The sequence below is a fragment of the Sphingobacterium deserti genome, assembly GCF_000757725.1.
GTDB classification, from domain to species: domain Bacteria; phylum Bacteroidota; class Bacteroidia; order Sphingobacteriales; family Sphingobacteriaceae; genus Sphingobacterium; species Sphingobacterium deserti.
This window is the reverse complement of record NZ_JJMU01000047.1, coordinates 51,983-65,833: the sequence shown is the minus strand read 5'-3', so window position 1 is coordinate 65,833 and position 13,851 is coordinate 51,983. Positions and strand designations below refer to the sequence as shown.

Genomic DNA, 13,851 nt, shown 5'->3' with positions numbered 1-13,851 from the left:
GCTTATCGGCACCTCCGCCTGGTATGCTCCGGGCGCCGCCGCCGCAGCGATGGTCGAAAGCATTGTGCGGGATCAAAATCGACTGTTTACTGCCTCAGTCTATCTGGAAGGCGAGTTAGGAGAAGAAGATATCAACATTGGTGTGCCCGTCATTATTAATAAAAATGGCTGGGATCGCATCGTTCCGATGGAATTGTCCAGCGATGAGCAGGAGGCGTTTAGAAAGAGCGCTGAAGCTGTAAGAAGCATGAATCAGGTGTTAAAAGATAACCAAATTATATAAGGTTACCCCCGAGGGAATACCGGCTGAATTTAGCAATTAGCTGTACTCCGAAAAAGGCTGGAATAATGATGCGACAGCAAAAAAATCGTGTCGATTATTCCAGCCTTTAGCGTATGAAAAGCTTGTAAATTGCCTTTTCAACCGTACAAGAGCAAATACAAAAAAAAATTTGCCTAAGTTTAGCGCATGCAAAAAATTCCATTGGAAATCCTCGAGCTTCAAGGCGATGGGTATCATCTGCTCGTGCATGTAGAGCTGTTTGACAAACCGTTTAAAATGGTGCTTGACACGGGAGCCTCAAAAACGGTACTTGACAAAAACACATTGCTACATTCGGGCATCTCAGAAGACAAATTTCGAAATACAGATATCTTATCCACAGGGCTTGGAACCAATTCCATGCAAAGCTTTATACTGGAAATCCCTTTATTCAAAATCAATGATTGGCAACTCAAAAATTTTCAAACTGCCGTATTGGATTTAAGTTCCATCAACTTTGCTTACGAGCAGATGAATTTTGAACCCGTAATCGGTGTGATAGGCGGTGATATTCTAAGACCCTTCGGAGCCAAAATTGACTATTCGTCAGAAATCCTTACGTTGCGGTCCAGGAAGTTGAAGTTTAAATAGTCGTCTGTGGATGTGCAGGCGGATATAGGTATAATAACCCAACGAAAGCAATATCCCCGCCCCGCCCATAATGTATAATGTATTTTTGATGCCAAAATATTCTGCTGTAGCTCCCACAAGGAGCGCGCCGATAGGTGCTACGCCTTGAAATGCCATGACGTAATAGCTAATTGCTCTCGCACGATAGCTGGGTACAGCATGCGTTTGTATATAGGTGTTGATAGATGAGTTTTGCATCATCATCGCCATGGAAACCATCATAGTAAAAATGAGTGCAGTAGGGAGAAAGTGAGCAAAGGCTAGTAAGCATAAGGAAATGCCCATCAGAAATGCAGAAAATAGCACACGATAACGAAGATTCTCGCCGGTTTTAAGTCTCGCCATGCTAATTGCTCCAATCATCGCTCCAAATCCGGCCGCGCTTTCAAACCATGAAAAAGTCGATTCGTCACCACTGAACAAGTCTTTTGCAACAGCAGGCAACAACGATGTGTATGGAATGACGAGCAAGCTTGAAAAGGTGAGCACAACGATTAGTGAAGAGATGTGCGGAGAACGCCTCAGGTAGTTAAACCCTTCCGTCAGACCCCGCCAATTACTCTCTTTTGTTAGTTTTGAGCGATCTTCTTGCACACGCATCAGCATTAAGCAGATGATTACCGGCACAAAACTCACAAAGTTCACCCCAAAACAAACAAACTCGCCGTAACTGGTTAATAATATCCCACCGATTGCTGGGCCGACCATACGTGCAGCATTAAAGATTGAGGAATTTAGCGCTATAGCGTTCGGTAGATCCCGGCGATTATCAACGAGGGACACGATTAAGGACTGTCGCCCCATGACATCAAAAGCGTTGATTATGCCTTGTATAAAACCAAGCACCGATAGCAAAAAAACGGTTTCCCATCGCATACCCACCACCAGTGTTAGCACTGCAGCCTGAATCATTAGCCCTACTTGTGTAATGAAGACTAACTTATATTTTTTGTGCCTATCGACAAATGAACCTATAAATGGGGAAAGGATGAGAGACGGAAGCAGAGATACAAACTGAACAAATCCCAACCAAAAAACAGAATTCGTCATTTCATATACCAACCAGCTGATTGCGACCCGCTGCATCCAAGTGCCTAGCAAAGAGATAGCTTGGCCCAGAACATGCAATCGGAAGTTGGGATAAGACAGGGACCGGAATATATCCATTAGTAAGAAAAAAATGTTTTGATCAAACTTATCGAGATTGAAAAATAATATAGCTATTTTTGGAACGCGTAGAAGTACGTTAAGTTTTAAATCTTTTTAAATCACTATAAATCACCCATTAACATGAAATTTTTTATTGATACCGCAAATTTAGCGCAAATAAGGGAAGCACAGGACCTTGGTGTGTTAGATGGCGTAACCACTAATCCTAGCCTGATGGCAAAAGAAGGAATCAGTGGTGAAGAAAACGTTATTAACCATTACAAAGCCATTTGCGATATCGTTGAAGGAGATGTCAGTGCCGAGGTAATATCGACAGACTTTGATAATATGGTCAAAGAGGGTGAGGTTCTTGCTGCTCTTAATCCAAAGATTGTTGTGAAAGTTCCAATGACTAAAGATGGTGTTAAAGCGATCAAATACTTTAGCCAAAAAGGAATTAAGACAAATTGTACATTAGTGTTTTCTGCTGGCCAAGCGCTGTTGGCAGCGAAGGCTGGCGCAACCTATGTATCACCTTTTATTGGTCGCTTAGATGACATCTCTGTAGACGGTCTAGCGCTTATTGAAGAGATCCGTTTGATCTATGATAATTACGGTTTCACAACGCAAATTTTGGCTGCGTCAGTACGCCACAGTGCGCATATCTTAGGCTGTGCAAAGATTGGAGCTGACGTAATGACAGGCCCATTATCAGCAATAGTATCTCTTTTAAAACACCCATTAACAGATAGTGGATTGGCTCAATTTTTAGCTGATCATGCAAAGGCTGCAGGACAATAAGTAACCACAATACGTTACTAAAATAAAATAAAACAAGGCTCCTTCTTAAAAGAAAGGGGCCTTGTTGCATGGTGTGGGTATGGTGAAATCGATCGCCAATTTTCGTACATCGTGGAAGAAATCTCCTACTCCCAGAGCTCCCTTTTGGAGATTTTTTCTGAAAAGATAAAGCTATTATTTAGACTCCACCCCTTCTAAATTGCTATGTATTATTGCAAAATACGTGATCATTTTAACAGGAGAATAACAGCATATTGTTCTCAGCTAGTTTCAATTCTACAGGTGTATCCTCAGCCGTGACACTAAAAAGATAATTCCTATTTACTATAAAATTGTGTAAATTTACCGCTATCATGGCAAGTGAAAGAACCGAAAAAGAGCAACATTTTATCAAGTTGCTGAAACAAAATGCGCTCAAAGTAACACCACACAGATTGCGTGTTTTACAGGAAATAACGCATAAAGACGCAGCTATATCGCAACCTGATTTGGAGAAGATTGTGGGCAAGGACATCGATCGTGTAACCCTCTACCGGATCCTCTCGAGTTTTGAAGACAAAGGGATTGTACACAAAATATTCGATTTAAACGGTACCGCTACCTATGCTATATGTAGTGCTGAATGCAGTGCCGATCACCATCATGACCAGCATGTACATTTTATCTGCTCGGTATGTAATAGTGTCTTCTGTCTACAGGAAATATCACTTCCAAAGATTCCCGTACCACCCAATTTCACCCTACATTCTATTGCATTAAATGCGGTTGGATTATGTGATAGTTGTCAAAAAGAAGCCTAACATCTGCTATAGACGGATTCAAATCACAAGCGCAATTCAGCCTAGAATTGCGCTATTTTTTTGTTAAAAATCTAGAAAATCAACTGATTTTATATTTAGCTTTATAATCATTGTATATTGATTTTAAGCTCATTAAAAAGGATAAAATACTTATTTAATTTAAATAAATTATTTTTAGCAAATATGCGAATTTCTGATGTTTGTCAAACAAATCCCGTTTAAAATGCCTCAACTGATATTTAGAAAACCGCATATTTAGCATTTAATATAATAATAATCTAATTATCATATATTTAAATAAGCTAAAATGAATAATTAATAAACATTTGATTTCATAACCATGCTCACCTAGATTTAATGGCGGTAGTTAGAACATTTTTTACGTATCTTAGTTTATTGATTAGCGCATGGACAGCCACGCTTTAAATAATCTATCCACCCCTCCCCTGCGATCAAAAAAAATAATGATAAACGTATGACGTGGGATAAAATTTAAAACGCATGAAGCAAAGAAAAGATAACCCTTACAAAGAAGTGCTAACCCAACTTATTGTAGACATATTTGAGAAATCTAAAAACAGCCCATTAAATTACAAGCAGGTCGCCGCGAAACTAAACTTAAGCGACACTGATTCTAAAATTGCAATTACAGACATTTTATCCGATGAATCCAAGTTCGGCAAATTCCTGCAAGTGGAGCGCGGCAGATTCAAACTTCGCCAACTGAATGTTTATGTGCAAGGGAAGGTAGATATGACAGCAGACGGATCTGCTTATATCGTACCTGATGATGAGTTCGAAAATGACATTTATGTAGCCCCTCGAAAATTAAGACAAGCACTGCACAATGACATTGTGAAGGTCCATGTTTACCAGCGGAGCAAAGGCAAAAAACGAGAAGGCGAAGTAGTCGAAATTTTAAAGCGCGCAAAGACGGATTTTACTGGAACAATAGATCGTACAGATTCATTTGCTTTCTTTTTGCCGGATGATAGAAAGATGATCCACGATATCTTCATTCCGCTGGACAATCTTAATGGCGCAGCCAATGGAGAGAAGGTTGTTGTATCTATTCTCGAATGGCCCAAAAATGCGAAAAACCCGATAGGAACTGTCAAAAGCATTCTGGGCAAAAAAGGAGAAAACAACACCGAGATGAATGCCATCCTGGCAGACTTCGGTTTTCCGTTAAGCTTCCCCAAAGAAGTGGAAGAGGAAGCTAATAGCATACCGGATACCATCTCTTCGGAAGAGATCACGAAAAGAAGAGATTTTCGCGACATCAGCACTTTTACTATAGACCCTTTTGATGCGAAAGATTTTGACGACGCCATCTCGTTTCAGACCTTAGAAAATGGCAACTACGAAATTGGTGTACACATAGCCGATGTTTCCCATTATGTGATCCCAGACACACCGCTCGACAAAGAGGCTTATCAGCGCGGAACATCCGTTTATTTGGTAGACCGTGTAATCCCTATGCTACCGGAACGACTTTCCAACGGCGTATGCTCGCTACGTCCGAATGAAGAGAAGCTTTGTTTTTCTGCAGTATTCGAAATGGATGATAAGGCAAATGTTGTTGATCAATGGTTCGGGCGGACAGTCATAAACTCTGACCGCCGCTTCACGTACGAGGAAGCCCAGGAGGTAATTGAAACCAAAACAGGTGATTTTGCAGCAGAAATTTTAAAGTTGAATGAGCTTGCATATATTTTACGTGAACGGAAGTTTAAAAACGGCGCCATCAGCTTTGAGAGCGAGGAAGTGAAATTTCATCTTGATGAAAATGGAAAGCCACTTGGCGTATACACGAAAGTGCGTAAAGATGCACATAAGCTTATTGAAGATTTCATGCTATTGGCGAATAGAAAAGTTGCCGAATTTATCGGCAAGCAGGGACGCGGCAAAAACAAACTAACTTTTGTGTACCGCTTTCACGACACGCCAAATCCGGAAACGCTCACAACGTTTTCACAATTCGCCTCACGCTTTGGCCATAAGCTTGCCATTAAAAGCGATAAGGAGACTGCCAAATCGCTTAACGCGCTGATGACAAAAATTGAAGGCAGCAAAGAGCAGAACCTATTAACCTCGCTCGCTGTGCGTTCTATGGCCAAAGCCATTTACACAACAAAGAGTACGAGCCATTATGGCCTGGCGTTCGACTACTATACACACTTCACCTCCCCTATCCGACGTTACCCAGACGTGTTGGTGCATCGCTTGCTACAATTTTACCTGGACGGTGGACAAAAAGCAAATGCCGAGCACTACGAGAAAATGTCTGAGCATGCTTCGCAAATGGAAAAGAAAGCGGCAGAGGCCGAACGTGCATCCATCAAATACAAGCAGGCCGAATTCCTACATGATCAAATCGGTGTGGAGTACAGGGGTATTGTATCCGGCGTAACTGAATGGGGTATGTATGTCGAGATCGAGGAAAATAAATGCGAGGGCATGGTGCGCCTCCGTGACATCACCGATGATTTCTACACGCTAGATGAAAAGAACTACGCGATCATCGGGCAACGCAAAAAGAAGAAATACCAGCTTGGGGATGAAGTGCAAATAAAGGTAAAGAAGGTTGATCTGGAAAAAAGACAAATTGATTTCACGCTTTTAAGCTAGTGAACTACTGTTTCGCTTCCATAGTAAATTTACCTATGGAGGCGACGCATCGTCTTCATCCCTCATTTTAAAGACGATGTACTTGTATCCGCCAAATGCATGCGTTCAAAAAAAATTAACACACAACACTTTACTGTTTAGATATTAATGATTATCTTTGCGGACTTTAAAATTAATTTTTACAAATTAAATAAACAAAAAACAGGTAAATGCCTACTATTCAACAATTAGTTAGAAAAGGTAGAGTAGCTCTGGTTGATAAGAGTAAGTCACCAGCGTTGGACAGCTGTCCACAGCGAAGAGGCGTGTGTACGCGTGTATACACTACTACCCCTAAAAAACCAAACTCAGCAATGCGTAAAGTCGCTCGTGTACGTTTAACAAACGGTAAAGAGGTGAATGCTTACATCCCAGGTGAAGGCCACAACTTACAAGAGCACTCTATCGTGTTAATCCGTGGTGGTCGTGTGAAAGATTTACCGGGTGTACGTTACCACATCATCCGTGGTGCATTAGATACATCAGGTGTTGCAGGCCGTAACCAACGTCGTTCGAAATACGGAACAAAACGTCCTAAACCAGGACAAGCAGCAGCAGCTCCTGCAAAAGGCAAAAAGAAATAATTAAACGGAGGAAAAGAAAATGAGAAAGTCAAAACCAAAAAAGAGAATCATTTTACCTGACCCGAAGTTTAACGATACTCAGGTAACACGTTTCGTAAACAATATGATGTTAGATGGTAAAAAATCTACAGCTTATTCTATTTTTTACGATGCGGTAGAATTAGTAGAACAAAAAACACAAGAGAGTGGTCTTGAAGCTTGGAAAAAAGCGTTGAACAACGTTATGCCAGCTGTAGAGGTTAAATCTCGTCGTGTGGGTGGTGCCAACTTCCAAGTTCCTATGGAAGTTCGTCCAGAGCGTAAAATCGCTTTAGGTATGAAATGGTTAATCTCTTACGCACGTAAACGTGGTGAAAAAACGATGTACGAAAAATTAGCAGGAGAAATTATTTCAGCTTCTAAAGGTGAAGGTGCTGCTGTGAAGAAGAAAGAAGATACGCACAAGATGGCGGAAGCTAATAAAGCGTTCTCACACTTCAGATTCTAATTTTGAAGACAACGAATAAAATATGATGACACCGACTGTCAATAAGCGCTGCAAGCCTTATTACAGTCGGTGTACTTATTTCTTTCAAACAACATTGCACAAAAACAAGCTTTCAAAGCAAACTGCATAAATATATTATGGCAAGAGATTTAAAATTCACTAGAAACATCGGTATCGCTGCCCACATTGATGCTGGTAAAACAACGACAACTGAGCGTATTCTTTACTACTCAGGTGTAAACCACAAAATTGGTGAGGTTCACGAAGGTGCTTCAACAATGGACTGGATGGAGCAAGAGGCTGAGCGTGGTATCACGATCACTTCTGCTGCGACTACTGTATTCTGGCAATACCGTGGTAACAAATACCAAGTAAACGTAATCGATACCCCAGGTCACGTGGATTTCACGGTTGAGGTAAATCGTTCTTTACGTGTACTAGACGGATTAGTATTCCTTTTCTCTGCAGTGGATGGTGTTGAGCCTCAGTCTGAGACAAACTGGAGACTAGCAGATAACTATAAAGTGCCTCGTATCGGTTTCGTTAATAAAATGGACCGCTCTGGCGCAGACTTTTTGAAAGTCGTAGGTCAAGTAAAATCAATGTTAGGTTCTGACGCCGTAGCGCTTCAGTTGCCTATCGGTGCGGAAGACTCATTCACAGGTGTTGTGGATTTGATCAACAACCGTGGTATCGTATGGAATGAGCACGATAAAGGAATGACCTTTACGGAAGTGCCTATCCCGGAAGATATGTTGGATGAGGTTGCTGAATACCGTGAGAAATTACTAGAAGCTGTTGCTGGATATGATGAGACTTTGATGGAGAAATTCTTCGAAGATCCAAACTCGTTGACAGAACGCGAAATCTTAAACGCACTTCGTGCTGCTGTTTTGGATAACTCCATCGTACCAATGGTATGTGGTTCATCTTTCAAAAACAAAGGTGTACAAACCATGTTGGATCTTGTAATGGAATTATTGCCTTCTCCTTTGGATTCCGAAGGTGTAAAAGGTACAAATCCGGAGACTGGTGAAGAATTGCTACGTAAACCAACTGTAAACGAGCCTTTCGCTGCGCTAGGTTTCAAAATCGCAACGGATCCTTTCGTAGGTCGTTTATGTTTTATCCGCGCATACTCCGGTAAGTTGGATGCAGGCTCTTATGTATTGAACACGCGTTCAGGAAATAAAGAGCGCATCTCGCGTATCTTCCAAATGCACGCGAACAAACAAAATCCTATCCCTTTCATCGAGGCTGGTGATATCGGAGCTGTTGTTGGTTTTAAAGACATCAAAACGGGTGACACATTATGTGACGAAAAACACCCTATCGTATTGGAATCAATGAACTTCCCGGAGCCAGTTATCGGTTTAGCGATTGAGCCTAAAACTCAAGCGGACATCGATAGATTAGGTATTGGTCTTGGTAAATTAGCTGAAGAGGATCCTACATTTGTAGTTAAAACGGATGAAGAAACTGGACAAACAGTTATCTCTGGTATGGGCGAGCTTCACTTAGAGATCTTGATCGACCGTTTGAAACGTGAATTCAAAGTAGAGGTTAACCAAGGTGCGCCACAGGTATCTTATAAAGAGTCTATCAACGGTACTACTGAGCACCGTGAGGTATTCAAAAAGCAATCTGGTGGTCGTGGTAAATTTGCCGATATCAAAGTTGTTGTTTCTCCAGCAGACGAGGATCACGATTTGAGCAAATCACCGCTTCAATTCGTGAACGAAATCGTGGGTGGTAAAATTCCTAAAGAGTTTATCCCATCTGTTCAAAAAGGTTTCGAAACATCTATGAAAAACGGTATCCTTGCTGGATATCCTTTATCTGGAATGAAAGTACGTTTGATTGATGGTTCATTCCACGCAGTCGATTCAGATTCTTTATCTTTCGAATTAGCTGGCCGTCAGGCATACCGCGAGGCATTACCAAAATGTTCTCCAGTATTGATGGAGCCAATTATGAAAATTGAGGTTCTTACACCAGAAGAGAACATGGGTGATGTAATGGGAGACTTAAACCGTCGTCGTGGTCAGATGCAAGGTCTTGACTCACGTAACGGAGCACAAGTAATCAAAGCATTAGTACCACTTTCAGAAATGTTTGGTTACGTAACACAATTACGTACGATCACGTCTGGCCGTGCTACATCAACAATGGAGTTTGATCACTATGAAGAAGCACCTCGTAACGTTGCTGATGATGTAATCGCAAAATCAAAAGGCAGAATCAAAGGATCTGTAGAATAATCCTTTTTAAAAATAAACCGACCTCCTGTTGTGAATAGCTCTAATGGGAGGTCATCTTAAAAACAAAATAAAATGAGCCAAAGAATCAGAATTAAATTGAAATCTTACGATTACAATTTGGTTGACAAGTCAGCTGAGAAAATCGTAAAAACAGTAAAACCTACAGGTGCAGTTGTTAGTGGTCCTATTCCATTGCCTACTGAGAAAAAAATCTACACGGTTTTACGTTCACCACACGTTAACAAGAAAGCACGTGAGCAATTCCAATTATGTGCTTACAAGAGATTGTTGGATATTTATTCTTCAAACTCTAAAACTGTTGACGCCTTGATGAAACTTGAATTGCCTTCAGGTGTTGAAGTAGAAATCAAAGTGTGATAGATTTCAAGTACTGAAAAAATAAAAGAGGCTTCCAATCGGTAGCCTCTTTTTGTTTGCCGTAATGGATAGCCCTAGAACTGGAAACCAACTCCAAAAGACCAAACGCGGTTGGATACTCTATCGCTGGCATTAGGAACTAATTGTGACAAACCTAGATTGTAGCCTGCGTTAATAAGAAAGCCATTTGCCAGCTTGTAACCTGCCATAAAATTAGCCCCTGCATCAATCACATTCATATCCCGGTCATCACCTGAAAAATCTAAATCCCACTCGGTATCGCCCGAAACATTTCCTACGTCTCCTCTTAGCTTATCTTTACCACTAACATTAAAGCCAATGTAAGGACCTGCACCTAAAAATACGTTACCAGATCCTGCCGGAATCCAATAAACAGCGTTTACAGGAACTTCGATAGACATTACATTTCGAGAATACTCGGTATTGGCGACACCATTAAAATCATCGAAGAAACGTGTTCCCTTACCTTGCAATGATACCCCCGGTTGGATGGAAAAATTTGCTGCAACTGGAAGATCAGCAAAACCAGTTACATGAAAAGACGTATTATTATTTTGGTCGTCACCCAAATTGCTGTACTTGCCTAAGTTAACACCTGCTTTTAGACCCCAGCTCGTTTGAGCCTGCGCGCCTGCAGCTAATAGTAAAGCTGCTCCTAAAGAAAGTAAAATCTTTTTCATACTCTTTGTTTTTGTTTTACAAATGGTGTATTGCAACATTCAGACCAAAAACAGAAAGAGGTCCAAAAATAGTATTTATACATTTGATTACAAGCAACTTAAATATCCAGAAAACGTCTATCCTACCTTGAATGATTACGCTTATATCGCCTTCCCAATCGCTGACGGAAAATATTTGTGGAAACTTTTGAAAGAAGCGTTGTATATATCAAAACTAAAGTTTATTTTTGCATTCCCTTAGGGGATAAAGGGTCGGATGGCCGAGTGGCTAGGCTGAGGTCTGCAAAACCTCCTACAGCGGTTCGAATCCGCTTCCGACCTCGTTTTATTGACAATAAAAAGATACAACAATGGGAGTTACACGTTTAAAAAGAAAAGATAGAAGAAATAAAACTGTTTCACGTGTGGAAGTTCAGTTTTTGAAATTAGGCCGCAACATTGAATTAGGTTCAAAAAGCCAAATGCCTAAGAAAAGCCAAATCACAAAGAACAATGAGATCTTGAATGCGGTAGCTACTGAAGCTAAATAGTTCATTCAAGACACAGTATTTAAAAGGAGAACGAGATCGTTCTCCTTTTTTCGTTAACGGGTTTCTAAAAGGCCTTTAAGCTCTTCCACCAGCTCACGCGAGGTTTGTAAGGTGGGTTCATTCATCCCCTCCAGCGCATCCGAGGTATAAGTCATTTTCGAGTTCACGGAAATTTTTGCGGAACTATGGATGGACTTTGCTCCAGTACTTCGGATTATCTCGATCATATTTTGGGCATTAACGCCAGCGCCAGGCATAATCTCTATACGTCCGTCAGCTTGCTGCACCAAGTCCCGCAATACATCCTGTCCCGCCTCAGCTGTATTTTTTAACCCCGAAGTAAGAATCCGATCAAAACCTAACTCGATAACATCTTGTAAGGCCACACTTGGATTTTTAGTACGGTCAAACGCACGATGGAATACAACCGTCATCGGTTTAGCCAGCGCGACAAGAGTTGCATTTCGCGCGCGATCCACGCTTCCATCTGGGGAAAGAATGCCTATTACCACCCCGTCACAACCGGCATCCTTGCAAAAACTGATATCCATTTTCATCTCCTCAAACTCATCATCAGAATAAACAAAATCGCCCCCCCGAGGTCTTATCAATACGTGCATTCCAATATGTAACAACTGCCGCGCGCGCATGATCTGTGCATAGGAAGGCGTGATTCCTCCATTCTCCAAATTTTGGCAAAACTCGACGCGACTAGCGCCGCCTAATTGCGCCTGTAGTGCGGAGTAAGAGGAATTGGAACAAATCTCCAATTTTATCCCATTTATTTCTTTTTCGGTTGCATTCATAAAGCAAAATTGCCATTTTTCCTTAGCCATGCGTCATATACAGCGTGCAGTTTTTATTGAAACATGATAACAACCAATAGATCAATAAGTTATTTTGATAAAAACAAAACTATTTGAATCTTTGTATTGTTATAACAACTCGCGCTAGACCGTGCAAAGTAGAATCTTTAATCATTATTCGTCATGACAATAATATCTAGAGAAGTCGAAATTCAGGATAAACTATCAACCATCTTTGAGGAGCTCATGGACCAAAAGGAACTTATCCGCGATGAACTTGTACAATCCAGGCAGAGCTATAAACAAATATGTGACAAGCATATTTTTTCAGGCTTTTCCTCAGAGTTAGAATGGATGGATGCTACTGAGCATCATGAACAGAAGTTTAGGGAGTACGATGTACATTGTTATCTCATCGATGTGCTATCTGACTACCGGGACATCGAAGGATGCTTTCCCGAATACATCGATATGCTTGCCAACGTGGAAAATATTATGATAAAGTTTGCGAATGAGGAACAGTACGAAATTTCCGCCATAATCAAGCTTTGGTTGAACAAACTTATTAAGTCGCTTTAGCGCATCCAGCCATTCTCTTCCGTAGATATTTAACTTGTTTGTCCACATGATAGATAAATTTCAGGGTTTACGTTGTATTTATGGCAATTAGACGTGCATACGCGCCAAGGGAGTGATATCTTGCGACACAAAAGATTTCTGAAGGTATTTCTGATAACCCGCAATGGCTATCATTGCCGCATTATCTGTGCAATACTCAAATTTTGGAATAAAAACATTCCATCCCAGATGATCACCAGTTTCTATCAAGGAGCTACGCAATCCTGAATTAGCAGAAACGCCTCCCGCGATAGCAATCTCTTTTATCCCCGTCTGCCTCGCCGCCTTCTTCAGTTTGTTAATTAAGATAGATACAATCCGGGATTGCACCGACGCGCAGACGTCGGCTATATGGTCTTCGAGGAAATTAGGGTTTAACTTCTCTTGAGCCTGAACCATGTATAGGATAGCGGTCTTAAGTCCAGAAAAGCTAAAGTCCAAGTTTTCGATTTGCGGTTCAGGAAGTTTAAATGCATTGGCGTTGCCATCTTTCGCATATTTGTCTATTAAAGGCCCGCCGGGATAGGGAAGGTTTAATATCTTAGCGGTCTTATCAAACGCCTCGCCCGCGGCATCATCCAGTGTTTGTCCGAGCAGCTCCATATCAAAATAGTCCTTCACCAGCACGATCTGCGTATGGCCACCGGAAACGGTCAAACATAGAAACGGGAATTGGGGTTTTGGACGCTCAATAAAATGTGCTAAAATATGCGCCTGCATGTGGTTGACCTCTATTAAAGGGATATTTCTTGCCAAAGCAAACGACTTCGCAAAAGAAGTTCCTACAAGTAACGCGCCCAAAAGTCCGGGGCCACGCGTAAAAGCTACCGCATCAATATCATTTTTATGTATTTTTGCCTGCGTAATTGCTTGATCGACGGTTGGAATAATATTTTGCTGATGTGCACGTGATGCAAGCTCGGGAACGACACCCCCGTATTTTGCATGGATTGCTTGACTAGCAATAATATTTGACTTAATTTCACCGTCTATACAAATAGAGGCCGAAGTTTCATCACAAGAAGACTCGATACCGAGGATTATAGCCATTGCGCGAAGTATTAAAACAGAACACAAAAATATCAAAAAAATACTGAAAATAACGCTCATCACG

Annotated in this window: 14 protein-coding genes, 1 tRNA gene and 1 pseudogene; 12 read left to right on the top strand and 4 right to left on the bottom strand. The window is 41.2% G+C overall.

What is annotated here, in order from left to right; translation table 11 throughout:
- Nucleotides 1-283 (top strand): annotated as a pseudogene (locus DI53_RS12715) (malate dehydrogenase); the annotation flags it as partial.
- A gap of 186 nt (nucleotides 284-469) precedes the next feature.
- Nucleotides 470-913 carry an aspartyl protease family protein gene (locus tag DI53_RS12710; RefSeq protein WP_037500036.1) on the top strand — a complete coding sequence of 148 codons (444 nt, stop codon included), beginning with the start codon at nucleotides 470-472 and terminating at the stop codon, nucleotides 911-913.
- Here DI53_RS12710 and DI53_RS12705 read toward each other — a convergent pair.
- Nucleotides 869-2,119 carry an MFS transporter gene (locus DI53_RS12705; protein WP_037500034.1) on the bottom strand — a complete coding sequence of 417 codons (1,251 nt, stop codon included), beginning with the start codon at nucleotides 2,117-2,119 and terminating at the stop codon, nucleotides 869-871. The genes DI53_RS12710 and DI53_RS12705 overlap by 45 nt on opposite strands.
- Before the next feature lie 123 nt (nucleotides 2,120-2,242).
- Between DI53_RS12705 and fsa the strand changes: the two genes are divergently transcribed.
- The 7 genes from fsa to rpsJ all read left to right on the top strand — a co-directional run bounded on the left by fsa (nucleotide 2,243) and on the right by rpsJ (nucleotide 10,082).
- Entirely contained in the window at nucleotides 2,243-2,902 is a 660-nt protein-coding gene (gene fsa / locus DI53_RS12700; RefSeq protein WP_037500032.1) for a fructose-6-phosphate aldolase, read from the top strand.
- A gap of 353 nt (nucleotides 2,903-3,255) precedes the next feature.
- On the top strand, nucleotides 3,256-3,702 hold the full coding sequence (locus tag DI53_RS12695) for a Fur family transcriptional regulator (RefSeq protein WP_037500030.1): 447 nt from the start codon (nucleotides 3,256-3,258) through the stop codon (nucleotides 3,700-3,702).
- 501 nt (nucleotides 3,703-4,203) lie between these two features.
- Nucleotides 4,204-6,333, top strand: coding sequence for a ribonuclease R (rnr, locus tag DI53_RS12690; protein WP_037500029.1), 2,130 nt, complete (start codon nucleotides 4,204-4,206; stop codon nucleotides 6,331-6,333).
- A 209-nt stretch (nucleotides 6,334-6,542) separates the two neighbouring features.
- Nucleotides 6,543-6,956: a 30S ribosomal protein S12 gene (gene rpsL / locus DI53_RS12685; protein ID WP_002993550.1), complete on the top strand. Its 414-nt coding sequence runs from the start codon at nucleotides 6,543-6,545 to the stop codon at nucleotides 6,954-6,956.
- Between the two features lie 19 nt (nucleotides 6,957-6,975).
- Nucleotides 6,976-7,443: a 30S ribosomal protein S7 gene (gene rpsG, locus DI53_RS12680; RefSeq protein ID WP_037500026.1), complete on the top strand. Its 468-nt coding sequence runs from the start codon at nucleotides 6,976-6,978 to the stop codon at nucleotides 7,441-7,443.
- Between the two features lie 137 nt (nucleotides 7,444-7,580).
- On the top strand, nucleotides 7,581-9,704 hold the full coding sequence (fusA, locus tag DI53_RS12675; protein ID WP_037500023.1) for an elongation factor G: 2,124 nt from the start codon (nucleotides 7,581-7,583) through the stop codon (nucleotides 9,702-9,704).
- A 72-nt stretch (nucleotides 9,705-9,776) separates the two neighbouring features.
- Nucleotides 9,777-10,082 (top strand): 30S ribosomal protein S10, encoded by a 306-nt coding sequence (gene rpsJ / locus DI53_RS12670; protein ID WP_002993539.1) that lies wholly within the window; start codon nucleotides 9,777-9,779, stop codon nucleotides 10,080-10,082.
- 74 nt (nucleotides 10,083-10,156) lie between these two features.
- On the opposite strand, the gene DI53_RS12665 is transcribed toward rpsJ, so the two are convergent.
- A complete protein-coding gene (locus DI53_RS12665) occupies nucleotides 10,157-10,783 on the bottom strand; it encodes a porin family protein (protein ID WP_037500020.1) in 627 nt (208 codons plus the stop codon).
- A 250-nt stretch (nucleotides 10,784-11,033) separates the two neighbouring features.
- Between DI53_RS12665 and DI53_RS12655 the strand changes: the two genes are divergently transcribed.
- Together DI53_RS12655 and DI53_RS12650 are read left to right on the top strand one after the other, a co-directional pair.
- Nucleotides 11,034-11,104 (top strand) — tRNA-Cys (locus DI53_RS12655).
- A 29-nt stretch (nucleotides 11,105-11,133) separates the two neighbouring features.
- A complete protein-coding gene (locus DI53_RS12650; RefSeq protein ID WP_037500014.1) occupies nucleotides 11,134-11,313 on the top strand; it encodes a hypothetical protein in 180 nt (59 codons plus the stop codon).
- A gap of 53 nt (nucleotides 11,314-11,366) precedes the next feature.
- On the opposite strand, the gene DI53_RS12645 is transcribed toward DI53_RS12650, so the two are convergent.
- The gene (locus DI53_RS12645; protein WP_037500011.1) at nucleotides 11,367-12,119 is read right to left on the bottom strand and encodes a copper homeostasis protein CutC; all 753 of its coding nucleotides are present in this window, start codon (nucleotides 12,117-12,119) and stop codon (nucleotides 11,367-11,369) included.
- A gap of 183 nt (nucleotides 12,120-12,302) precedes the next feature.
- On the opposite strand from DI53_RS12645, the gene DI53_RS12640 reads away from it, so the two are divergent.
- On the top strand, nucleotides 12,303-12,698 hold the full coding sequence (locus DI53_RS12640; RefSeq protein ID WP_037500008.1) for a hypothetical protein: 396 nt from the start codon (nucleotides 12,303-12,305) through the stop codon (nucleotides 12,696-12,698).
- Nucleotides 12,699-12,785: 87 nt separating this feature from the next.
- On the opposite strand, the gene tsaD is transcribed toward DI53_RS12640, so the two are convergent.
- Nucleotides 12,786-13,787 (bottom strand): tRNA (adenosine(37)-N6)-threonylcarbamoyltransferase complex transferase subunit TsaD, encoded by a 1,002-nt coding sequence (gene tsaD, locus DI53_RS12635; protein ID WP_037500006.1) that lies wholly within the window; start codon nucleotides 13,785-13,787, stop codon nucleotides 12,786-12,788.
- Nucleotides 13,788-13,851: the final 64 nt, after the last annotated feature.

What these genes read in the sequence shown, in the direction of transcription:
- DI53_RS12710 (WP_037500036.1), top strand. Translation starts at nt 470, where the DNA reads ATGCAAAAAATTCCATTGGAAATCCTCGAGCTTCAAGGCGATGGGTAT.
- DI53_RS12705 (WP_037500034.1), bottom strand. Translation starts at nt 2,119, where the DNA reads ATGGATATATTCCGGTCCCTGTCTTATCCCAACTTCCGATTGCATGTT.
- fsa (WP_037500032.1), top strand. Translation starts at nt 2,243, where the DNA reads ATGAAATTTTTTATTGATACCGCAAATTTAGCGCAAATAAGGGAAGCA.
- DI53_RS12695 (WP_037500030.1), top strand. Translation starts at nt 3,256, where the DNA reads ATGGCAAGTGAAAGAACCGAAAAAGAGCAACATTTTATCAAGTTGCTG.
- rnr (WP_037500029.1), top strand. Translation starts at nt 4,204, where the DNA reads ATGAAGCAAAGAAAAGATAACCCTTACAAAGAAGTGCTAACCCAACTT.
- rpsL (WP_002993550.1), top strand. Translation starts at nt 6,543, where the DNA reads ATGCCTACTATTCAACAATTAGTTAGAAAAGGTAGAGTAGCTCTGGTT.
- rpsG (WP_037500026.1), top strand. Translation starts at nt 6,976, where the DNA reads ATGAGAAAGTCAAAACCAAAAAAGAGAATCATTTTACCTGACCCGAAG.
- fusA (WP_037500023.1), top strand. Translation starts at nt 7,581, where the DNA reads ATGGCAAGAGATTTAAAATTCACTAGAAACATCGGTATCGCTGCCCAC.
- rpsJ (WP_002993539.1), top strand. Translation starts at nt 9,777, where the DNA reads ATGAGCCAAAGAATCAGAATTAAATTGAAATCTTACGATTACAATTTG.
- DI53_RS12665 (WP_037500020.1), bottom strand. Translation starts at nt 10,783, where the DNA reads ATGAAAAAGATTTTACTTTCTTTAGGAGCAGCTTTACTATTAGCTGCA.
- DI53_RS12650 (WP_037500014.1), top strand. Translation starts at nt 11,134, where the DNA reads ATGGGAGTTACACGTTTAAAAAGAAAAGATAGAAGAAATAAAACTGTT.
- DI53_RS12645 (WP_037500011.1), bottom strand. Translation starts at nt 12,119, where the DNA reads ATGAATGCAACCGAAAAAGAAATAAATGGGATAAAATTGGAGATTTGT.
- DI53_RS12640 (WP_037500008.1), top strand. Translation starts at nt 12,303, where the DNA reads ATGACAATAATATCTAGAGAAGTCGAAATTCAGGATAAACTATCAACC.
- tsaD (WP_037500006.1), bottom strand. Translation starts at nt 13,787, where the DNA reads ATGGCTATAATCCTCGGTATCGAGTCTTCTTGTGATGAAACTTCGGCC.